Origin of the sequence: Chryseobacterium sp. CFS15 (assembly GCF_031118795.1) — a bacterium.
In the GTDB taxonomy this organism is placed as follows: Bacteria; Bacteroidota; Bacteroidia; order Flavobacteriales; family Weeksellaceae; genus Chryseobacterium; species Chryseobacterium indoltheticum.
This window is the reverse complement of the sequence record NZ_JAVHYL010000005.1, coordinates 248,528-269,568: the sequence shown is the minus strand read 5'-3', so window position 1 is coordinate 269,568 and position 21,041 is coordinate 248,528. Positions and strand designations below refer to the sequence as shown.

Below are 21,041 nucleotides of genomic sequence, written 5' to 3'. Positions count from 1 at the left end.
AATAAAGTTTAAATAATAAATAGGTAAAAAATGTCAGGACATTACGAAGCTCCGATAAGGGAACCTCTGATTATTGGTCACAAAACTTATCACGATATCACAGAAGATATTGCACGACCTATCGAAGAAAGAGCAGGTAAACTATGGTGGATCTCACTATACGCAGCCTTAGTTCTTTTCATCTACGGATTCGGCTGTATCGCTTATACTATCGGGACAGGTATTGGAGCATGGGGGCTTAACAGAACTATTAACTGGGGTTGGGATATTACCAACTTCGTATGGTGGGTAGGTATCGGTCACGCCGGAACCCTAATCTCAGCAGTATTATTATTATTTAGACAACGTTGGAGAATGTCTGTAAACCGTTCCGCGGAAGCAATGACAATCTTCGCAGTTGTACAGGCGGCAATCTTCCCGCTTATTCACATGGGTAGAGTTTGGGTAGGTTATTGGGTATTCCCTCTTCCTAACCAGTTTGGTTCACTTTGGACTAACTTCAACTCGCCTCTACTTTGGGACGTATTTGCGATCTGTACGTATTTCTCTGTATCAACAGTATTCTGGTTTATCGGTTTGATTCCTGACTTTGCTATGATCAGAGACAGAGCTAAAACTCCTTGGACTAAGAAAATCTATACACTACTATCTTTCGGATGGGGTGGAAAAGCAAAACACTGGCAGAGATTTGAAGAAGTATCTTTGGTATTGGCAGGTTTGGCAACTCCACTTGTATTCTCAGTACACACTACGGTATCTTTTGACTTCGCAACTTCAGTTATTAAAGGATGGCACTCTACGATCTATCCTCCTTACTTCGTTGCTGGAGCAATCTTCTCAGGATTTGCGATGGTACAAACACTATTGTTAATTGCTAGAAAAGTTTGTCACCTTGAAGATTACATCACTATGTATCATATCGAAATTATGAACATCGTAATCGTTCTTACAGGAGGTATGGTAACTGTAGCGTATGCTACTGAATATTTCATCGGATGGTATTCTGGTTCTAGATATGAAGACTTTACTTACCTTTCACCAGGTGCTGCAGTAGGACCATATTGGTGGGCGTTCTGGGCGTTGATTATCTGTAACCTTGTTATTCCGGCGTTGTTCTGGTTCAAGAAAATCAGAACGAATATTATTGCAACGTTTATCATTGCATTAATTATCAACATCGGTATGTGGTTTGAGCGTTTCGACATTATCGTAATCAACCTTTCAAGAGATTACTTGCCTGGTTCTTGGACGATGTTTAAACCAACCATTATTGATGTAGGTGTATATTTAGGTACAATCGGATTCTTCTCTGTACTATTCTTATTATACGCAAGAACATTCCCTGTAATTGCACAGGCAGAATTAAAATCGATCTTGAAAATCTCAGGTGAAACTTATAAAGTAAAAGAAGGAGATGAGCACCACTAAAATTGTATACGGACTTTATGCTGACGACGACGATTTAATGAACGGCGTGAAAGCATTCAACGATAAAGGAATTGCAATAAACGAAGTTTATACACCATTTCCTGTTCACGGGCTAGACAAAGCTTTGGGTTTAAAGAAAACCAGAATTTCTGATGCTGCATTTATCTATGCTTTATATGGGGTGAGTATCGGTATTACAGTGACTTGGTACATTATGAACCATGACTGGGCTCAAAATATCGGTGGTAAACCATCTTATAGCTGGGTAGACAACTTCCCTGCTTTTATTGACCCGATGTTTGAATTGATGGTATTCTGTGCAGCACACATGATGTCTCTTACTTTCTTTGTAAGAAATAAGATGTATCCCGGAGCTCCGGCACAAAACCCAGATCCTCGAACTACAGATGATAAATTCCTTATGGAGTTTGTCACTCAGGATGTAGAATCTGTAAAGCAGTTGCTTATTGAAACGGGAGTAGAAGAAATAACTGTTAAAGATGCTTAAAATGAAAAAGAATGTATTAAAAATTACAGCAATTTTAGGTTTAACTACAGTTTTACTTAATTCTTGCGGACCGAATGAAAATGCACCTCTAGTATATTTCCCGGATATGTATTTCCCTGTGGCATACGATCCGTTGATGAAAGCTCAGGATGCTTATTCAGATCATGAAAACGAAATTCCTGCATTTGTAAGAAACAACGGTGCAACTGGTCTTTCTCCTGTAGAAGGTTCAGTAGCTCAAAATAAAGACGGAGTATTTGAAGAAGGTAAACTTCCTAAAAATCCGGACGAATACAACGCAGGTTATGATGCTTCAAAAGCAATAAGCACTTCTCCTCTTAATCCTGCTAATGCAGCTAAAGATATAGAAAGAGGTAAAATACTTTTTGATCATACTTGTTCAGCTTGTCACGGAACTGGTGGTGACGGACAAGGGCCGATCGTACAAAGCGGAGCTTATTCTGGTGTACCAAATTATGCAGACAGAGAAATCACTGTAGGATCTGTACATTATGTATTAACAAATGGTAGAAATGCAATGGGTTCTTATGCAGGTCAGCTAAACCCTGGAGACAGATGGAGAGTGGCAATGTATGTAATGAGTGCTTTCAAAAAAAACGCAGCTCCGGCTCCCGCAGCAGCAACAGCAGCGACAGCAACAACTGAGACTACCGAAACTAAAAAATAAGAAAAGAAATGTATAGTTTTTCACCAAAATTAAAATCAACTTCTATTATCCTTCTTGTTGTAGGTTTAGTTTTATTTGCTGTAGGTTTCTTTTTAAATAAAGGAATTACTACAGAGAGAATAGAACACATGATGGAAGCAGTGCATTCTGCAGGTCATGATTCTCCTACGCATTCAAGCGAAATGGTAGGGCCTCAGGATCATGCTGCTCATTTGGAGCACGCAGAATTGCAGGTTCACAATCAGCCACTAGCTTCACTTCATTTTGTAGCAGTATTTTTCTTCGGAGTAAGCTGTTGTGTACTGTTCTTTTACTGTATTCAGCATGCAGCTCACGCAGGTTGGCCAATTATTATCACAAGAGTGATGGAAGCTATTGCTTCTTATATTCCTTGGGGTGGTGCTATTTTAATTATCTTGATGATTCTTAATATCACACACAACGGTCACCTTTTCCACTGGATGGATCCTGAATTGACAGATCCTGAATCTGCACACTTTGATGTGATCTTATTTGAAAAGAAAATATTCTTAAATATTCCTTTCTACGCAGTAAGAACACTTATTTATACAATAGGGGCTTCATTCTTCGCATGGAAATTAAAAGCTCAGTCTAAAAAAGTAGATGATACAAAATCTTTGGTTGAGTATCAGTACCTTTACAGATGGGCAGTAGGATATATCGCATTCTTCGGTTTTGCTTCTGCGGCTTGGGCTTGGGACTGGTTGATGTCTATTGACCCACACTGGTATTCTACAATGTATATTTGGTATTCAATGGTTAGCTGTCTATCAAGTGGTATTGCGGTAATTATTTTATTGAGTGTATATCTTAAGAAAAATGGTTTCTTACCACAGTTTAACGACAATCACTTGCACGATTTAGGAGTTTTCCTTTTTGCTACAAGTATGCTTTGGACGTACACTTGGTTCGCACAGTTCATGTTGTACTGGTATGCAAACATCCCGGAAGAGGTAAATTATTTCTTCGGAAGATTTGAGCACTACTCTCCTACTTTCTTGCCTATGCTTGTTGTTAACTTCTTATTACCACTATTGGTATTGGTAAGTAGCAGCATCAAAAGAAACTACAAAGTAGTAACAACAATGGCAGTTGTGGTAATCTTAGGTCACCTTTTAGATTATTTCAACATGGTAATGCCGGGAACAGTAGGGCCTTACTGGAATACTCCTGAAGTTCTGTTACTGATATTGGGTGCTGTTTTATTCATTGCAGGATTGTTTATGTTTACAGTGCTTTCAGCATTAGCTAAATTGAAATTGATTCCTACAGGTAACCCTTACTTACACGAATCTGAAATTTATGAGTATCCTTTCTAAGGACTTGTAACAAAATAAATTTTAAAGAGACTGATTTTAATGATCAGTCTCTTTTTTTTGCAATAATGAATTGAAATTAAAAAAACAGGCAACCATTTTCAAAATACTTCGTCTTATCAATAGACTTTTGTACTTACCTTTTAAACTAAATTAAAAAACTATGAAAAAAACTTATCTTTTAAACTTTCTGTTTATTATTCTGTTTAATGTATTCAATGCGCAAAGCATTACTTTCGTTTCCGAAAAAACAGATGCACCACTTCCTAAAGTTTCGGTATTTGGAAAAAACGGGAATATTCTCGCAACATCAGACATCGACGGGAAAATCGAAAAGTCTTCACTTTCACCGGAGCAAGAAAAATTTCAATTGGTGTACGATAACATTTCTATCGCAACTTTATCATTTGACGAAATCAATAAAGATGTCGTAAAATTAAATGACAGAGTAAAAGATATAGAAATGGTTGTTATTAAAAATAATAAGCCTGCAAAATATGTTTTTGTAAAAGGTAATTTTAATACCTACGTCACTTTAAATGGCAAACTAAATTGTTATGCAGACGGTGTGATCACTTATGTTTTTGATAATAAAACTAAAAAGCTCAAAAGCAGCAACATAGAACAGTACAGAGTTTATAGATTAGAAGATGCCAAAAATGAAAAAAAAGAAACCGGATCTTGGGATTACAACACCTTTTTAGACTTACCAAAATTGAAGAATGTAGGAAATATTGAAGAATACAAATCAAGAAATGCTAAAATTAAAGAACTTAAAGGTGCCAAGAAAGACGAAATAGAAATCACAGGCGAAGCTTTACAGGAAAAAGAATTGGCACTGTTCGGTTACAGAATATATGACATCAAAGGCATCATCAATCATTCTTACGAAAAAGATTCAAAAAAGACATTAAGAGATTTTCTGGAGTCTAATGAAATTGCTTTCATCAAGCTAAAGCACAAAAGCGAACCAAACTATAACCAAATTATTACATACCGAAACTTCTACCCTACCGAGCTGGATTTCAGTGATGATAATAATGTAGAGGGAAAAGTAAAATTTAATAAAAACAACAGCAGTTACCAGTCAAATTACTGGCAAGACACTTCTTTTCCAAATATGCAGGCTGTATTCAGCTCTTTCTTTAAGGATGATTTAAAAGAAAAAGAAAACAAAAAATAAAAAATCAGTTTTAATAAAGGTTTTACTAAATTTGCCATAAACCATAATTAAAATGAAAAAGTTTTCTTTGCTACTCATCTTCAGCTTGTTGCTTTTCACAGCATGCAAAAAAGATCACGTAGATGCGACTACGACCCAGACTTTACAGTCGAGTATCAACGATATGGCGTCTGGTCTTACCACCATTAAGCAGATTAAATTTAATGAAGCGCTTTATATTCTAAAAACTTTCGGTGTAGAAGCAGAAGGCGATGTTAACGAATTGAAAGCACTTGGTCAGCTGATTAACGGCAAAAAAGTGCCAGAAATATTATCAATGGCAGATCAGGTTGCTCAGCAAAACGGGATTGAATGGGCAAGCACGGCACCACCGTCATTAGGCGAAATGAATATCTTCGGCGACGAAACTGCAAAAGAAAGTGATCCGAATGATGTAAGAGCAAGCTCATTAAGTATTCTTACTCAACTTTCGGGTGACACCGGAAGTGGCCCAACTGCAATGCAAATCGTTCCAAGATTAGTTGATAATGCAGGAAATCCTATTGCATTTACAGGTGCTGCGTTAGAAACAACTTTAGAAGTATTCAGCAACGGAGTAAAGCTTTCAACAGCTAAAAATTTAATGCAGGATAATAATTTCAGAGGTTTTCATCTTAAGTTTTCGTCGTTATTAGCATCAAAAATAGTTGATAACAAAATTGACATCACCGTTTCGGTAAAAACAACAGCTAAGACTTTTAAAATGTCGAAAATTGGTTTAGATGTAAACCCTTCGGCTTTAAAAGTTCCTGAAGTTCCAAAAACTGATTCCACAATGATTGATCAGGATCCGAATGCAGTAATTGATCCAAATAATCCAACAACACCGCCAGCAACAGGAACAGAACCGGGAACAACTCCTTCTCAGCCAAAACAGCCGACTGCAGATCCCAAAAATACAGTAAGCAAATTTTTAAATAATGTAAGTTCACAAAACTTAAAAGCTGCTTTTGAAACATCAAGCAATCCAAGTTGGGGATCTTATGAATCGTTCTCAAACCCTACTTCAGGTTTTGGGGCTATTAAAAACGTAAGCGTAAAAAACATTACAACAAACGGAACGGGCACCAATGCATCAAGCGTTAATGCAACATACGATGTAACCGATAAGAACGGAAGAACAACTTCTTTGAAAGCCACTTTTGGTCTTAAAAACGTAAACGGCGAGTGGAAAATATCAAGCTATAAAATCAATCCTTAATATATGGCATCTCAGGAACTCATCAGAAAACTCAACGAAACCATAGAAAATATTCCAGATTTTCCGATTCCGGGAATTCAGTTTAAAGATATTTCACCGATTTTTCTTGATCCTAAACTGTATGAAGAAGTAATCGATGATCTGGTAAAATTCAGCAAAGGAAAAGTAGATGCTGTTTGCGGAATTGAAAGCCGGGGTTATCTTTTCGGGATTGCAATTGCAGTAGCTCTGGAAGTTCCATTTATTTTAATCAGAAAAAAAGGAAAACTTCCGCCACCGATTATTTCAGAAAAATATGATCTCGAATACGGAAGCGCAGAAATAGAAACCAGAGAAGGGCAGATCAAAAAAGGACAGCGTATTTTAATTCATGATGATCTTTTAGCAACCGGCGGAACAACCGAAGCCGCAGCAAAGCTCGTAGAAAAGCAGGGTGCAGAAGTCGTTCAGTTCAGTTTTTTAATCGGTTTAAAAGATTTAAAAGGAGACGAAAAACTGAAGAAATTCAACGCTGAAATCTATCATACTTTAGAATATTAAATGTAATAAAGAAGAGTTGAAATAAACAAAAAATAACAATTCTCTATTAACTATTCACACTATTTACAGGTCTTTCATTCTCTTTTAGTAATAATGCAGATAAAGATTTTGTAAATCACTCAGAAACAATTAAATTTGCAATTCAATTTTTTAAGAATTTATGGCAAAATTGGGAAAAAACGCTCCAAATGAGCAAGAAGGTAAAGAAACAGTGGAATTCTTTAAAGACCTTGACAGAGAGGCTTTAAATACAGAAAAATTCCTGGAAAAATATCAAAAACCATTAAGCATTGCTTTTGGGGTTGTTGTTTTAGGAGTTTTAGGCTTTTTCGGATACCAGCAATTTGTGGTAGCTCCAAAGAATGCTGAAGCTATAAAAACTTATTTAGCAGCACAAAAAAACCTTACAGAAGGTAAAGAGAAAGAAGCTTTAGGTGGAAAATCTGCAGCTAACCCAGGTTTTTTAGGAACTTATAAAGAATATTCTTCTACAAAAGTGGGTAAACTTTCTGCTTACAATGCAGGTTTATTAAAATTAAAAGAAGGAAAATTTCAGGAAGCTCATGATCTTTTAGACAAGTTTTCGTCTGATAACAAAACATTGATGGCAATGAAGTTTGGCGCAATGGCAGATGCAAAATCTGGTCTTAATAAAAATGATGAGGCTTTAGCATTATTAGATAAAGCTGCTTCAGCGTCTGACGATCCTTATACTTCTTATTATTTCACGAGAAAAGCAGGTATTGTTGCTTTAGGAATGAAGAAAAATGCAGAAGCTAAAAAATACTTTGCAACGATCGACGAAAAATATCAGGACTACGACAACGGAATGTCTGATTCTTATATCGAAATGACTAAATATTTAAATTAAAACATGGCAACAGTTAATCTTTCAGATTACAAGCCACTTCATATTACCAATGCCGAGGATTTTTCTATCGGCATTGTTTTTTCTGAGTGGAATGACTTTGTAACCTACAATCTACGTGATGCAGCTTTAGAAATTCTGGAAAAAGAAGGCGTAAAAGCTGAAAATATAAAACAGTTTTCCGTTCCCGGAGCTTTTGAATTAAATTATGCAAGCATGCAGCTTTGTAAAGAACGAAAGTTTGATGCGGTGATAGCAATCGGGTGTGTCATCAGAGGAGAAACTCCACATTTTGATTTCGTTTGTGATGCCGTTGCCCAGGGAATTAAAGACTGTAATATTTTAACAGACACTCCAACTATTTTCTGCGTGTTGACAGACGACACCAAAGAACAGTCAATCGCAAGAAGCGGTGGAGATTTAGGAAATAAAGGTGTTGAAGCAGCAGTTACGGCTTTAAGCATGATCAATTTTAAAAGAAATCTTTCCAATAAAACAGGAAATATCGGTTTCGGAAATTCTCAAAACAAATAATTTCTGTATTAAGAAAATTTTTAACTTTACTCTTAAAATTACTTTAATATGAAATGGACTGATGACCGAAGTACAAACGTAGACGACAGGCGCGGATCAAGTGGTGGCGGCGGCGCTATTGTTGGTGGCGGATTGGGTACAATAATTATCGCTGCAATTGTATTTTTCCTGGGTGGTGATCCTTCTGCAATTCTCTCTTCAGGAGCTTCAAATACCGGAGCCCAAACTGAGCAAAGAGAGCTTACAGAAGCTGACAAGAAAATTGGTGAGATGATCGAAATGATTACCGCCGAAAATGAAGAAACCTGGACGAAAATTTTCGCCGAAAATGGCGCTAAATATCAACCGGCAAGAGTGGTTTTATTCAGAAGCAACACAGATTCCGGATGTGGAATGGCGCAATCGGCAATGGGCCCGTTTTATTGTCCGACAGATCAGTCTGTTTATATGGATATGAGTTTTTTTAATGAGTTGCAGCAAAAATTTGGCGCCAAAGTAACAGAATTTACTGTTGCTTACGTAATGGCTCACGAAATGGGGCATCACGTGCAAAATCTTCTTGGTACTCTAAACGAAACCGATAATGCAAGACGAAGCGGAAGATATTCTGAGGCTCAGCTTAATCAGATTTCTGTAGCAACTGAACTTCAGGCTGATTTTTACGCCGGAGTTTGGTCTAGAGTTACGGGTGACAGAGAAAAATCATTTATTGAGCCCGGAGATTTAGAATCAGCAATAAATGCTGCTGAAGCAGTTGGTGATGACAACATTCAAAAAAAATCACAAGGATATGTGAATCAGGAAAGCTTTACCCATGGCTCTTCTGCACAGCGTAAAGAATGGTTTATGAAAGGATATAATTCCGGAGACATCAAACAAGGTGACACTTTTAATCAACTTTTAAGATAATAAAAAGGTCTGAAGAAATTTCTTCAGACCTTTTTTGATTTTATTTTAATTCGATAGGATTGCTGTTTCGTTTTGCTTCTTCTTTAGCCCTCTCTTCCATTCGCTTTCTCATATCTGCAGGATTTTGATTTCCACCGCCACTTCTTGGAGAAGAAATACCACCACCACGTTGACTATTCATAAAAGACATTGGGTCGGCTTTGAATTTTTCCTGTTGCTTTACATAATCTGTTCTTTTTACTTTAATAACATTTCCAAATGTAGTCATCTCAGGAAAATTAGAGATCTTATAGTTTTTCATTAAATCAAAAGAATAATCTCCTGTAGAATCTTCTGCTTTTACAACTAAGCCGGGAAGACCATTGAATTTATACGGCCCGTCCTGATAAGGAAGATCGGTCGTAAACCAAGCTGTCCATTTTCTTCCGCCAAAATCAGTTTCTGCTTTTTGTACTTTATAATCACCAATTTTTGTGGTTTCAGATAAAATCTTCCAGTTCAGAGGTCGGTCTTCTTCATAAGAATATTGATCTCTTCCCAAACGGTCTTTGTAAAAAGTTTTCTGATCTTTTTTATTTTTTTCAATTGAATAATTAATATTCGTTCTCAAACCATCCATTTGCTCCCTGTTAAAACCTCTAGCTCCCCCACTTTGTCGGTTAGCCTGCATTACAGAATCTCTTTTAATTCTATTCTCAGAATAGAACATAGATTTCTCTGCTGAAATATCTAAATAAGCATTTTCAGTTTTAATATCATTTTTATTAGTAATGTCTGGTTTTGATGTCACCTGATAAACAAATCTGTTGGTTTGTGCGAAAGAAACCTGTGCCAGTAAGGCTATAGCTAGAATGCCTAATTTTTTCATTATTTTCCTGATTTATAGTTTTGATTTTAAATAATCACCAAAGTTAAAGCATCGATGATAAAAATTGATAAAATAAAAACGTTGATTTTTATATACTGATTATTGTTCGTATTTTTGCATGATTAAATCATTCTAAATAAATACAATGATAAAGGTTTCAGATCAGGCAAAGGTAAAAGCAATTCAGCTGATGACAGAGGATGGCTTCGACCCTGCTGAAGATTATATAAGAGTTGGGGTAAAGAGCGGTGGATGTTCAGGGCTAGAGTATATGTTAGGTTTCGACAATAAGCAAAACGAAACAGATCAGATTTTTGAAGATAACGGAATCAAAATCGTTGTTGAAAAAAAATCTATACTTTACTTGGCAGGCACTACTTTAGAGTATTCCGGAGGTTTGAATGGGAAAGGATTTATTTTTAATAATCCTAATGCATCCAGAACGTGTGGTTGTGGAGAGAGTTTTAGCTTATAATTAGACATTAGAACCATTGATTTAGTATACTCTAAATCTTAAATCTAATTTCTAAAATCTATTAAAATGAGTAAATATACTGAAGACGACTTAAGAGTTGATCTTGAAAATAAAAAATATGAATTTGGTTGGGAAACCAAGATCGATTACGAAGATTTCCCAATTGGTTTAAATGAGGATATCGTCCGTGCAATTTCTGCAAAAAAAGAAGAGCCGGAATGGATGACAGAATGGCGTTTGGAATCATTCAAAATTTGGTTGAAAATGACCGAACCTACTTGGGCAAATATCAAGTATGAGAAACCAGATTTCCAGGCAATAAAATATTATGCTGCGCCAAAAGCAAAGCCTGAATTGGAAAGCTTGGATGAAGTTGATCCGGAATTATTGGCAACTTTTGCAAAATTAGGAATCAATATCGAAGAGCAGAAAAGACTTTCAGGGGTTGCTGTAGATATCGTAATAGATTCTGTTTCTGTAAAGACAACATTCCAGGATACATTAGCCGAAAAAGGAATCATCTTTTGCTCAATCTCCGAGGCGATTAAAAATCATCCTGATTTGGTGAGAAAATATCTTGGAAAAGTAGTTCCGAGAGGAGATAACTTTTACGCAGCATTGAATTCCGCAGTATTTTCTGACGGAAGTTTCTGCTATATTCCAAAAGGCGTAAGATGCCCGATGGAATTATCAACGTATTTCCGTATCAATCAAGCAGGTACAGGTCAGTTTGAAAGAACGCTTGTTATCGCTGATGAAGGAAGTTATGTATCTTATCTTGAAGGCTGTACAGCTCCATCAAGAGATGAAAACCAGCTTCACGCGGCAGTTGTAGAATTGATAGCTTTAGATAATGCTGAAATTAAATATTCAACGGTTCAAAACTGGTATCCGGGAAATGAAGAAGGAAAAGGTGGTGTTTTCAATTTTGTAACCAAAAGAGGACTTTGCGAAACCAAAGCAAAAATTTCTTGGACACAAGTAGAAACCGGTTCAGCCGTAACGTGGAAATATCCTTCTTGTATCTTAAAAGGAGACGGTTCTATCGGTGAGTTTTACTCTATCGCAGTAACCAACAATCATCAATACGCAGATACCGGTACAAAGATGATCCACATCGGAAAGAATACAAGATCAACGATTATTTCTAAAGGAATTTCTGCAGGAAAATCTCAAAACTCATATAGAGGACAGGTAAAGGTAATGCCTTCTGCAAAAGGAGCGAGGAACTTCTCACAATGTGACTCATTATTGATGGGTAACGAGTGTGGTGCACATACTTTCCCTTATATCGAAATCAAAGATCCTACGGCACAGTTAGAGCACGAAGCAACGACTTCAAAAATCGGTGAAGACCAGATTTTCTACTGTAACCAAAGAGGTATTGATACCGAGAGAGCAATTGCTTTAATTGTAAATGGTTTCAGCAAGGAGGTTTTAAATAAATTACCAATGGAATTTGCTATTGAAGCTCAAAAATTATTAGAGATTTCTTTGGAAGGTTCTGTAGGTTAATTTTGTTTATCGCAAAGTAAAACAAAGATCTTTAAAATGCAAACCCTTATTTTAAAGATAAACTAAGCCGCTAACGCTTAGGAAAGAAATACAATTGAATTACTTATCAACTTGTATCTTTGCGAAAAACAAACAAATGACGGAAAATGAAATTTCAAAGATTGTATTTGAAAGTGGATTAAAAATTCATAGAAAACTAGGTGTGGGTTTATTTGAAACCATATATGAAGAATGCTTATTTTATGAATTGCAGAAAGAAGGATTAGTAGTTGAAAGACAAAAATTCCTGAATATTCAATACGAAGAATTGTTATTAGAAAGAGCTTTTAAAATGGATTTGCTGATTGAGAACAAAGTTGTTTTAGAAATTAAATCAGTCGAAACCTTAAATAATTTTCATGCATCACAGTTAAAAAATTATTTAAGAATAGGAAATTTTAAGTTAGGCATGCTTTTGAATTTTAACTCTCAACTTTTTAAGAACGGAGTCAAAAGAATAGCAAACAATCTTGACGAAATATAAATAATAAAATTAAAAATAGTATTTCCTCGCTAAGCGTTAGCGCCTTTGTTTATCTTAAATGATTACAGAGAAGATAAATAAATCTTTGTTTAACCTTGCGATAAAATTATAAAAACAACATGTTAAACATTAAAAACTTACACGCCAGAATTGAAGATGGCGCACAGATATTAAAAGGTATCAATCTTGAAATAAAACCAGGTGAAGTTCATGCGATCATGGGACCAAACGGAGCCGGAAAATCTACTCTTTCTTCTATAATTGCAGGAAAAGAAGATTACGAAGTGACAGAAGGTGAGATTCTTTTTCAGGGTGAAAATATTATTGAAGACGCTCCTGAAGAAAGAGCTCACAAAGGTATTTTCCTTTCATTTCAATATCCGGTAGAAATTCCGGGAGTTTCTGTGACCAACTTTATCAAAGCTGCTTTGAATGAAAACAGAAAAGCAAACGGATTGGAAGATATGCCTGCAAAAGAAATGTTGGCAATGATTCGTGAGAAATCTGAAAAATTAGGGATTAAAAAAGATTTCCTTTCAAGATCACTAAATGAAGGTTTTTCGGGAGGTGAAAAGAAAAGAAACGAAATTTTCCAGATGATGATGCTGAATCCTAAATTGGCTATTCTGGATGAAACCGATTCAGGATTAGATATCGATGCATTAAGAATCGTTGCAGATGGTGTAAACACTTTCAAAAACGAAGGAAATGCAGTTCTTTTGATTACACACTATCAAAGATTACTTAACTATATTCAGCCAGATTATGTACACGTTTTAGCGAATGGAAAAATCATTAAAACAGGTGACAAATCTTTAGCATTAGAATTAGAAGCAAAAGGCTACGACTGGCTATTAAATTAGTTTGAAATTTGTTAATTTGAGATTTGAAAATGTATGGCCACAATTACTAATTTTGAAAATCTTGAGATCTGGAAGAAATCAAGAGAATTGTGCCAAAAAATTTTTATTTTATTAATTCAAAACCCAAATTGCAGTCAAAATATTAAAAATCAGATCGACCGTTCATCCGCCTCCGTAATGGATAATATTGCAGAAGGTTTTGAAAGGGAAGGTAACAGAGAATTTATCAACTTTTTATCAATGTCAAAAGGGTCTTGCGGTGAAGTCCGCTCGCAACTGGTCAGGGCATTTGATAGAAATTTTATTAACGAAAACGAATTTAATGATTTGAAAAATGATCTTACGGATTTGTCTAAAATGATTTCAGGTTTTATGAAATATTTAAAAAGTATTGATCATAACGGAAACAAATTTCAGCGTCCTTAATTTCAAACTTCAAATCTAAAATTTCAAATTATATAATGAGTTTAAAAGAACAAATTTTAACGAATCATACTGAGTTTCTCGATACACTTCGCCATCGTTTTTTGGACGAAAACAGAATTGAAGCTTTAGCAAAATTTGCTGAATTGGGTTTTCCTACAAAGAAGGACGAAGAATATAAATATACCAATCTCAAAGAAATTACGGAAAAAGACTACAACTTTTTTCCGAAAGAAAGTCATAATATCACCAAAGAGCAGCTCGATGAGCTTCATTTGGGTGAAGAAAATTTTGACTGGATTGTTTTTGTAAATGGCAAACTTCACAAAGAGCTTTCAAACATTTCTATCGAAAATGCTGAGTTCCTTTCTTTCAACTATGCTTTGAATGATGAGAATCACAAAGATGTTTTCGATAAATATTTTAACACAATTGCCGCAAAAGATTTAGCTTTTACCAACTTAAATCAGGCATATTGCAAATACGGATTTTTCCTTAAAGTTCCGAAGAATGTGATCATCGAAAAACCGATTCATATTTTTTATATTTCTCAAAACCAGGAAGAAAACACATTTTACAACACCAGAAACTTACTGATTGTAGAAGAAGGAGCAAAAGTGGAAATTATCGAAAGTCATCATAATTTTGACAGCAGTTTTGTCTTTACCAACTCGGTAACTGAAATATTTACGTATCAGAATGCAAAAGCAGACTGGCACAAAATTCAGAATGACAGCGACACTTCTTATTTGGTAGATCATACGTTCGCAAAACAGGAAAGAGATAGTTTAACAACGGTAAACACATTTACTTTTGGAGGAAAAATCATCAGAAACAATCTTGATTTTATACATAACGGAGAAAACATTAACTCTTTTATGAATGGAATTACGATTATCGGTAAAGATCAGTTGGTCGATCACCACACGGCGGTTCACCACAATACTCCAAACTGTCAAAGTTATCAGAATTACAAAGGTATTTTTAAAGATAAATCTCACGGGGTTTTCAACGGAAAAGTATTTGTAAATAAGATTGCACAGAAAACTAATGCTTATCAGCAAAACAACAACGTTCTTTTGAGCGAAGGAGCTACAATTGACACAAAACCTCAGTTGGAAATTTTCGCAGATGATGTGAAATGTTCTCACGGTTGTACAGTTGGTCAACTAAATGAAGACGCTTTATTTTACTTAAGAGCAAGAGGTATTTCTAAAAAAGAAGCACAGGCTTTATTGCTTTACGCTTTTGCTAATGACGCTATGCAAAATATCGACATTGAACCATTGAAAGTAAAAATAGAACAGCTTTTAGCAGAAAAACTTGAAGTAACAATGGAATTTTAATTTCCATTTGAAATATACAGACAGAAAGCACTTCGATTGAAGTGCTTTTGTTATTATAATAATGATCATCTATTTCTTCAGCCAAGACTGATTGTCTTTTTTATCAGATCTTTTCACACCATTATCAATATTATACGCAAAACCGACTCCTAAAGTCTGCTTCAGCTGCGTTTTTTGAATTTGATTGTGATCATACAAAACATCAAGCGTAATATTGGTAGAAAGAAATTTGTTGATTTTCATATTCAGAATTGCTCCGTAAGACAAAACGAGCCTTTCCGGATGATCTATATAATTCGAAAATACAGAAGCTGTGTTCATCAGGTCTACATTTTCCATCAATTTCAATTTATAGATCGCTGTTCCCAAGAAACCGAACTGAAATAAGGAAGAGTCGCCATCATTTTTTAATCCGTAATTGCCTGCATATTGGAGTTCTTTATCGAGAACAAATGTAAATCTTGCGTTTGCAGGTCTTAAAGTCATTGTAAAATTATCGTTCGGACGATAGGTGACCCCTACGCCAGCATTTACATATCCCGGAGCCATAAAATTTGAAATTTTCGCAGCTTCAGGATTATTGCCATCTTCATAGCCAGCTGCAAACTGGGATTGTAAGCTCAGACCGCCTGACAGATACCAGCTTTCGGCAAATTTTCGCCCATAATTAGTTGAAAGATTAATGACATCCTGAGTTTTTCGTGTTCCGATTCCTTTTGTATTGTTTTGTCCGTAGCCTAAAATAATAATGTTTTCCCAAAGGTCTTTGTCTTTTTCATACGTAATATTATAGTTTGCTCCGGCAAGCCACCCAACATTATTTGCACCACCGCCAATCCAGTTTGAGAAAGCTGCCTGATTGAGCATTACTGTATTTTTCCCTTGAATGGACCATGCTTTAATGGTATCAGATTCTGTATTGCCATTTTTTTCCTGAGCAATGAGACCTATTCCTAAAGAAAGGAACACAGGTATAAATTTTTTTTTCATTATTCTAAGTGTTTTTATTTTTATAACATAAATGTATTAAAACAGAATGAATTAAAAACAACAAAAGCACTTCGTGTGAAGTGCTTTTGTTGTTTTTATAGCTAAAACGTTTTATTTCTTAAGCCACCACTGACTGTCTTTACGATTAGAGCGCTTTACGCCATTATCGATGTTATATGCAAAACCAATTCCTAAAGTCTGTTTAAGTTGCGTTTTCTGAATCTGATTATGATCGTACATCAAATCTAAAGTAACAATAGAAGAAACAAACCGGTTGATTTTCATATTTAAAAGCATGTTATACGACAAAACCATGTGATCGGGTTTATCAAGATAATTAGAGAATATAGAAGCTGTATTGGTCATTTCAATATTTTCCATAAGTTTTACTTTGTAAATTGCAGATCCTAAAAAACCCATCTGCATTAAGAAGAAATCGCCATCGCTTTTTAAGCCATAATTTCCTGCCAGTTGTAATTCTTTATCAAGAACAAAAGTAAATCTGCCGTTGACAGGTCTTAATGTAACCGTAAGATTTTCATTGGGTCTGTAGGTAATACCAAGACCGGCATTCACATATCCCGGAGCCATAAAATTTGAAATCTTTTTTGCCTGCGGATTATTTCCATCTTCAAAACCTCCGGAGAACTGAGAAAGCAAACTTGCACCACTCGAAATATACCAGCTCTTAGAAAACTGTCTCCCGTAATTCGTAGAAACATTCAGTACATCCTGTGTTTTTCTGGTTCCGATACCTTTGGTTGTATTCTGACCGTAATTGAGGATGATTATATTTTCCCAAAGATTTCGGTCTTTCTCATAAGTAAGATTATAATTTGCACTGGCAAGCCAGCCTACATTATTGGCACCACCGCCCACCCAGTTTGAAAAAGCAGCCTGATTAAACATCACACTATTTTTTGCGATCACAGACCAATGTCTGGGCTTTTTTATGGTGTCTACAGCTGCAGAATCACTGATAATAACTTGTGCGTAAGAATGTGCACTCAGGTAAATAAAAAGTAACATAATAATCTTTCTCATAAATGCAAAAAATTTTTAGTGATCACAAAAATAAGTAAAATAATTATCAGGGACTTTTTGAAAAAAAACTCCTTAAAACTGGAAACTTTTAAGGATTTAGTTTTAAAATCGATACTTTTTGTCTTAAATCATTTACCATATCCCAAATCATCGCCAAAATTTCCGAAATTTATAATTGGCTTTTGATTTGACACCTTACCAATATGATTAAAAATATAATTCACAAGAAAGCATTCACTGCTCCCCTACTTATGCTCGCTGCAATGTGGTTTGGGTATCTTTTACAGACAATGGGATTTTTCTCGAGCTGTTTTGGGGCAATTATTCCGCTTTTACCGGAAGGTCTATTGGGAATTATAACATCACCTCTTTTACATGGCAGCATAGATCATATTATAGGAAACTCAATACCCATCGCAATACTCATGTTTTTATTATATCAATTTTACTCTGAAGTAGCCACAAAAGTTTTCGTAATCGGCTGGATCGGTACCGGTCTTCTGCTTTGGATGTTGCCACCGATTGATATTATGACAGGCGAGTATAATTATACATGCACCATCGGAGCGAGCGGTATTGTGTATGTTTTGGCATTTTTCCTTTTTTTCAGTGGAGTTTTTAAATGGAATATGAAGCTTTTGACCATTTCCCTTTTGGTTGTTTTATATTATGGAAGTTTAATCTGGGGAATGTTTCCCGAAGAACTTTTTTATAATCTTAACGAGCCTAGTAAAATTTCCTGGCAAGCGCATTTGTCAGGTGCATTAATGGGAAGCGCAATGGCATTTATATTTAAGAATTCTGGAGAAAAAAAGAAAAAATACATCTGGGAATTCCCCAATTATTATAGCGAAAAAGACGATAAACTTTGGCAGGAATATAAAGAAAACCATCCTGATGATTTCCTGGAATTGCCTTATAAAAAAAATGAAGATGTCTGGGATTATTTGGAGGAATTAAGGAGAAAATAAATCCTAATTTGCTACATTTGAATAAAATAACACAAATGTATTCTGAAGAACATCTTTATTCTATCGCTCTGCGGGAGTGTAATTTTATTGGTGATATTAATTTTTCTAAGCTTGTACGCCGTTTTGGAACAGCAGAAAATGTTTGGAAAACTTCTAAAAAAGAACTCAGCAAGACGGATGGAATTGGTACAAAAATCATTTCCGACATTGGAAATCCTGAACATCTCAAATTTGCAGAAGATGAACTTTTGTTTTGCGAAAAGAATTCTATAAAAATCAATTTACGCCATCAAAATGATCTTCCTTTTTTATTGAATGAATGTGACGATGCTCCAGCAATACTCTATCAGAAAGGAAATTTTGAAACAAAGCACAAAACTATAAGCTTAGTCGGAACAAGAAATATAACATCTTACGGGAAAAAATTTATTGAAGATTTCTTTGAAGGATCAAAACTTCATCCGTATATTTCTGTAAGTGGTCTCGCTTTGGGCGTCGATAAAGAAATTCACGAGCAATCTTTAAAACATCAAATTCCCACCATTGGAATTCTGGCCCACGGTTTTCACACTTTCTATCCTTCTGCCAACAAAAAGCTTTCAGAAAAGATTCTTGAGGAAAGCGGAGGATTGCTTACCGAATTTAATTCATCAAGAAAACCGGACCGCGAAAATTTCATCCAAAGAAATAGAATTATTGCCGGCATCTCTCCTGCCACCATTGTTGTAGAAACAGCATTTGGCGGCGGTTCCGTCAGTACTGCAACATTCGCAAATACTTACAACAGAGATGTTTTTGCCCTTCCCGGAAAGATTACAGATAAATACAGCCAAGGATGTAATCAACTTATTTTTCAGAATAAAGCGACTGCCATTTCGACCATAATAGATCTACTTGATCTCCTCGGACTGAATGATCCTAAAGAAAAAATTGAAGAACTTTTCCCTCATAGCAAAACAACAGTTCAATTATCTGAAAATCAAGAATTAATATATCAACAAATTATAGAAAATCCGCACATTACTTTAGACGATTTGGCAGAGAAAATATCGGTGTCTTCGCACAAATTATTACCTGTAATTTTAGAATTAGAGCTTTTGGGAAAAGTAAAATCATTTTCCGGGAGACAATTTATAGCATTATAAGAATTAACGATTTCTTAATATTTCATTATTTCATATATAACATTTAATTTTTAATAAAATTTGGTTTAAAATTATTAATTTAATAATATTTTGATTCATTATTATTGAATTTTCAGCAAATATTAAATATGCTATTGTGAATCTTGAAAAAAAAATTAAATTTGTTGACATAATATTCAACCTTACCTAATATGGAACAATATAATATTGACCAGAAAGTTCAGGAATTTATTGCTAAAATTGAGGCAAAAAATCCTAACGAACCGGAATTTTTACAGGCAGTAAAAGAAGTTGCTGTCACTGTAATTCCGTTTATCTTGACCAGAAAAGAATATACCGGAATGAAGCTTCTTGAGAGAATGGCTGAAGCGGAAAGAATTATTATTTTCAGAGTTCCATGGGTTGATGACAAAGGTGAGATTCAGGTAAACAGAGGTTTCAGAATTCAAATGAACTCTGCAATCGGACCTTACAAAGGAGGAATCCGTTTCCATCCTACTGTAAACCTTTCTGTACTTAAATTCTTAGCATTCGAGCAGGTATTCAAAAACTCTTTAACGACTCTTCCAATGGGAGGTGGTAAAGGAGGTTCAGACTTTGATCCGCAAGGAAAAACTGATATGGAAGTAATGCGTTTTTGCCAGGCTTTCATGACAGAATTGTGCAAACACATCGGTCCTGAAACAGACGTTCCTGCAGGAGACATCGGTGTTGGAGCAAGAGAAATCGGATATTTATTCGGTCAATACAAGAAAGTAAGAAACGAATTTACCGGTGTTCTTACCGGAAAAGGTCTTGCTTACGGAGGTTCATTAATCCGTCCTGAAGCTACAGGTTACGGTGTTGTGTATTTCGCTGAGCAGATGTTGAAAACTATCGGACAGACTTTTAAAGATAAAACAGTAACTGTTTCAGGTTTCGGAAACGTAGCTTGGGGAGTTATCAAAAAAGTAAACGAGCTAGGCGGTAAGGTGGTTACACTTTCAGGTCCGGACGGTTATATTTATGATAAAGACGGTATTGAAGGAGAAAAAATTGATTATTTATTAGAGCTTAGAGCTTCTGGTAACAACAGAGCCGAAGATTATGCAAAAAAATATCCTTCTGCAGTTTTCTATGCAGGAAAGCGTCCTTGGGAAGTGAAGTGCGATGTTGCCATCCCTTCTGCAACTCAGAACGAACTGGATCTTGAAGATGCTAAATTATTGGTAGAAAATGGTTGCCTTTGTGTAACTGAAGCTGCCAATATGCCTTCAACATTAGATGCCATCAACTATTTCCTTGAAAACAAAGTATTGTTCTCTCCAGGAAAAGCTTCTAACGCAGGTGGTGTTGCCACTTCAGGTTTGGAGATGACACAAAACTCAATCAGACTAAACTGGACTTCGGAAGAAGTTGATGCAAGATTGAAAGAGATCATGATCGGAATCCACAAAGCTTGTAGAGACTACGGAAAAGAGGAAGACGGCTATGTAAACTACGTGAAAGGTGCTAATATCGCCGGATTCGTAAAAGTAGCTGAAGCAATGCTTGCTCAGGGAGTCGTATAAAAATATAAAGGTTGGGAAGTTTTCCCGACCTTTTTTCTTACAGCCTGTCCCGGGATTTATAAATGGGAAAAAAGTAATAGTGAAAGTGAAAGC

General features: G+C 35.5%; 22 protein-coding genes. 19 read left to right on the top strand and 3 right to left on the bottom strand.

Annotation, left to right across the window (positions count from 1 at the left end):
* Positions 1–30 precede the first annotated feature (30 nt).
* From nrfD to OH814_RS10435, 10 genes are all read left to right on the top strand, one after another.
* The gene (nrfD, locus tag OH814_RS10480; protein WP_076561245.1) at positions 31–1,428 is read left to right on the top strand and encodes an NrfD/PsrC family molybdoenzyme membrane anchor subunit; all 1,398 of its coding nucleotides are present in this window, start codon (positions 31–33) and stop codon (positions 1,426–1,428) included.
* Entirely contained in the window at positions 1,415–1,936 is a 522-nt protein-coding gene (locus tag OH814_RS10475; protein ID WP_076561244.1) for a DUF3341 domain-containing protein, read from the top strand. Before nrfD ends, OH814_RS10475 begins: the two co-directional genes overlap by 14 nt.
* Entirely contained in the window at positions 1,929–2,624 is a 696-nt protein-coding gene (locus OH814_RS10470; protein WP_076561243.1) for a cytochrome c, read from the top strand. Before OH814_RS10475 ends, OH814_RS10470 begins: the two co-directional genes overlap by 8 nt.
* 8 nt (positions 2,625–2,632) lie before the next feature.
* Positions 2,633–3,964, top strand: a complete 1,332-nt coding sequence (locus tag OH814_RS10465) for a quinol:cytochrome C oxidoreductase (RefSeq protein WP_076561242.1) — start codon at positions 2,633–2,635, stop codon at positions 3,962–3,964.
* Positions 3,965–4,124: 160 nt separating this feature from the next.
* Positions 4,125–5,144 (top strand): hypothetical protein, encoded by a 1,020-nt coding sequence (locus OH814_RS10460; RefSeq protein WP_308828113.1) that lies wholly within the window; start codon positions 4,125–4,127, stop codon positions 5,142–5,144.
* A 52-nt stretch (positions 5,145–5,196) separates the two neighbouring features.
* Positions 5,197–6,384 carry a hypothetical protein gene (locus tag OH814_RS10455; RefSeq protein WP_308828112.1) on the top strand — a complete coding sequence of 396 codons (1,188 nt, stop codon included), beginning with the start codon at positions 5,197–5,199 and terminating at the stop codon, positions 6,382–6,384.
* Between the two features lie 3 nt (positions 6,385–6,387).
* Positions 6,388–6,924 (top strand): adenine phosphoribosyltransferase, encoded by a 537-nt coding sequence (locus OH814_RS10450; protein ID WP_308828111.1) that lies wholly within the window; start codon positions 6,388–6,390, stop codon positions 6,922–6,924.
* A 160-nt stretch (positions 6,925–7,084) separates the two neighbouring features.
* On the top strand, positions 7,085–7,795 hold the full coding sequence (locus tag OH814_RS10445; protein WP_076561238.1) for a tetratricopeptide repeat protein: 711 nt from the start codon (positions 7,085–7,087) through the stop codon (positions 7,793–7,795).
* Between the two features lie 3 nt (positions 7,796–7,798).
* Positions 7,799–8,326, top strand: a complete 528-nt coding sequence (ribH, locus tag OH814_RS10440) for a 6,7-dimethyl-8-ribityllumazine synthase (protein ID WP_115620649.1) — start codon at positions 7,799–7,801, stop codon at positions 8,324–8,326.
* A gap of 48 nt (positions 8,327–8,374) precedes the next feature.
* On the top strand, positions 8,375–9,235 hold the full coding sequence (locus OH814_RS10435) for a neutral zinc metallopeptidase (protein WP_308828110.1): 861 nt from the start codon (positions 8,375–8,377) through the stop codon (positions 9,233–9,235).
* Positions 9,236–9,275: 40 nt separating this feature from the next.
* Here the strand turns inward: OH814_RS10435 and OH814_RS10430 are convergent, their stop codons facing one another.
* On the bottom strand, positions 9,276–10,103 hold the full coding sequence (locus OH814_RS10430; RefSeq protein ID WP_308828109.1) for a GLPGLI family protein: 828 nt from the start codon (positions 10,101–10,103) through the stop codon (positions 9,276–9,278).
* Positions 10,104–10,248: 145 nt separating this feature from the next.
* On the opposite strand from OH814_RS10430, the gene OH814_RS10425 reads away from it, so the two are divergent.
* From OH814_RS10425 to sufD, 6 genes are all read left to right on the top strand, one after another.
* Entirely contained in the window at positions 10,249–10,578 is a 330-nt protein-coding gene (locus OH814_RS10425; protein WP_076561234.1) for an iron-sulfur cluster assembly accessory protein, read from the top strand.
* A gap of 66 nt (positions 10,579–10,644) precedes the next feature.
* Positions 10,645–12,093 (top strand): Fe-S cluster assembly protein SufB, encoded by a 1,449-nt coding sequence (gene sufB, locus OH814_RS10420; RefSeq protein ID WP_076561233.1) that lies wholly within the window; start codon positions 10,645–10,647, stop codon positions 12,091–12,093.
* A 136-nt stretch (positions 12,094–12,229) separates the two neighbouring features.
* Positions 12,230–12,616 carry a GxxExxY protein gene (locus OH814_RS10415; protein ID WP_123886401.1) on the top strand — a complete coding sequence of 129 codons (387 nt, stop codon included), beginning with the start codon at positions 12,230–12,232 and terminating at the stop codon, positions 12,614–12,616.
* Positions 12,617–12,735: 119 nt separating this feature from the next.
* Entirely contained in the window at positions 12,736–13,479 is a 744-nt protein-coding gene (sufC, locus tag OH814_RS10410) for a Fe-S cluster assembly ATPase SufC (protein ID WP_115620653.1), read from the top strand.
* Between the two features lie 33 nt (positions 13,480–13,512).
* Entirely contained in the window at positions 13,513–13,905 is a 393-nt protein-coding gene (locus tag OH814_RS10405) for a four helix bundle protein (protein ID WP_123886402.1), read from the top strand.
* Positions 13,906–13,940: 35 nt separating this feature from the next.
* On the top strand, positions 13,941–15,248 hold the full coding sequence (sufD, locus tag OH814_RS10400; protein ID WP_123886403.1) for a Fe-S cluster assembly protein SufD: 1,308 nt from the start codon (positions 13,941–13,943) through the stop codon (positions 15,246–15,248).
* A 69-nt stretch (positions 15,249–15,317) separates the two neighbouring features.
* Here the strand turns inward: sufD and OH814_RS10395 are convergent, their stop codons facing one another.
* Entirely contained in the window at positions 15,318–16,238 is a 921-nt protein-coding gene (locus OH814_RS10395; protein WP_308828108.1) for a DUF3078 domain-containing protein, read from the bottom strand.
* Positions 16,239–16,349: 111 nt separating this feature from the next.
* The gene (locus OH814_RS10390; protein ID WP_076561228.1) at positions 16,350–17,282 is read right to left on the bottom strand and encodes a DUF3078 domain-containing protein; all 933 of its coding nucleotides are present in this window, start codon (positions 17,280–17,282) and stop codon (positions 16,350–16,352) included.
* Positions 17,283–17,485: 203 nt separating this feature from the next.
* Between OH814_RS10390 and OH814_RS10385 the strand changes: the two genes are divergently transcribed.
* The 3 genes from OH814_RS10385 (at position 17,486) to gdhA (ending at position 20,948) form a co-directional block, all read left to right on the top strand.
* On the top strand, positions 17,486–18,253 hold the full coding sequence (locus OH814_RS10385) for a rhomboid family intramembrane serine protease (protein ID WP_308828107.1): 768 nt from the start codon (positions 17,486–17,488) through the stop codon (positions 18,251–18,253).
* A 35-nt stretch (positions 18,254–18,288) separates the two neighbouring features.
* A complete protein-coding gene (gene dprA / locus OH814_RS10380; protein ID WP_308828106.1) occupies positions 18,289–19,398 on the top strand; it encodes a DNA-processing protein DprA in 1,110 nt (369 codons plus the stop codon).
* Positions 19,399–19,589: 191 nt separating this feature from the next.
* A complete protein-coding gene (gene gdhA / locus OH814_RS10375) occupies positions 19,590–20,948 on the top strand; it encodes an NADP-specific glutamate dehydrogenase (protein WP_076561225.1) in 1,359 nt (452 codons plus the stop codon).
* Positions 20,949–21,041: the final 93 nt, after the last annotated feature.

Coding starts and splice junctions, on each gene's coding strand:
- sufC (WP_115620653.1), top strand. CDS start 12,736: ATGTTAAACATTAAAAACTTACACGCCAGAATTGAAGATGGCGCACAG.
- OH814_RS10390 (WP_076561228.1), bottom strand. CDS start 17,282: ATGAGAAAGATTATTATGTTACTTTTTATTTACCTGAGTGCACATTCT.
- OH814_RS10395 (WP_308828108.1), bottom strand. CDS start 16,238: ATGAAAAAAAAATTTATACCTGTGTTCCTTTCTTTAGGAATAGGTCTC.
- OH814_RS10430 (WP_308828109.1), bottom strand. CDS start 10,103: ATGAAAAAATTAGGCATTCTAGCTATAGCCTTACTGGCACAGGTTTCT.
- ribH (WP_115620649.1), top strand. CDS start 7,799: ATGGCAACAGTTAATCTTTCAGATTACAAGCCACTTCATATTACCAAT.
- sufD (WP_123886403.1), top strand. CDS start 13,941: ATGAGTTTAAAAGAACAAATTTTAACGAATCATACTGAGTTTCTCGAT.
- OH814_RS10450 (WP_308828111.1), top strand. CDS start 6,388: ATGGCATCTCAGGAACTCATCAGAAAACTCAACGAAACCATAGAAAAT.
- OH814_RS10425 (WP_076561234.1), top strand. CDS start 10,249: ATGATAAAGGTTTCAGATCAGGCAAAGGTAAAAGCAATTCAGCTGATG.
- OH814_RS10475 (WP_076561244.1), top strand. CDS start 1,415: ATGAGCACCACTAAAATTGTATACGGACTTTATGCTGACGACGACGAT.
- sufB (WP_076561233.1), top strand. CDS start 10,645: ATGAGTAAATATACTGAAGACGACTTAAGAGTTGATCTTGAAAATAAA.
- OH814_RS10445 (WP_076561238.1), top strand. CDS start 7,085: ATGGCAAAATTGGGAAAAAACGCTCCAAATGAGCAAGAAGGTAAAGAA.
- OH814_RS10435 (WP_308828110.1), top strand. CDS start 8,375: ATGAAATGGACTGATGACCGAAGTACAAACGTAGACGACAGGCGCGGA.
- OH814_RS10460 (WP_308828113.1), top strand. CDS start 4,125: ATGAAAAAAACTTATCTTTTAAACTTTCTGTTTATTATTCTGTTTAAT.
- OH814_RS10465 (WP_076561242.1), top strand. CDS start 2,633: ATGTATAGTTTTTCACCAAAATTAAAATCAACTTCTATTATCCTTCTT.
- gdhA (WP_076561225.1), top strand. CDS start 19,590: ATGGAACAATATAATATTGACCAGAAAGTTCAGGAATTTATTGCTAAA.
- dprA (WP_308828106.1), top strand. CDS start 18,289: ATGTATTCTGAAGAACATCTTTATTCTATCGCTCTGCGGGAGTGTAAT.
- OH814_RS10470 (WP_076561243.1), top strand. CDS start 1,929: ATGCTTAAAATGAAAAAGAATGTATTAAAAATTACAGCAATTTTAGGT.
- OH814_RS10385 (WP_308828107.1), top strand. CDS start 17,486: ATGATTAAAAATATAATTCACAAGAAAGCATTCACTGCTCCCCTACTT.
- OH814_RS10415 (WP_123886401.1), top strand. CDS start 12,230: ATGACGGAAAATGAAATTTCAAAGATTGTATTTGAAAGTGGATTAAAA.
- OH814_RS10405 (WP_123886402.1), top strand. CDS start 13,513: ATGGCCACAATTACTAATTTTGAAAATCTTGAGATCTGGAAGAAATCA.
- nrfD (WP_076561245.1), top strand. CDS start 31: ATGTCAGGACATTACGAAGCTCCGATAAGGGAACCTCTGATTATTGGT.
- OH814_RS10455 (WP_308828112.1), top strand. CDS start 5,197: ATGAAAAAGTTTTCTTTGCTACTCATCTTCAGCTTGTTGCTTTTCACA.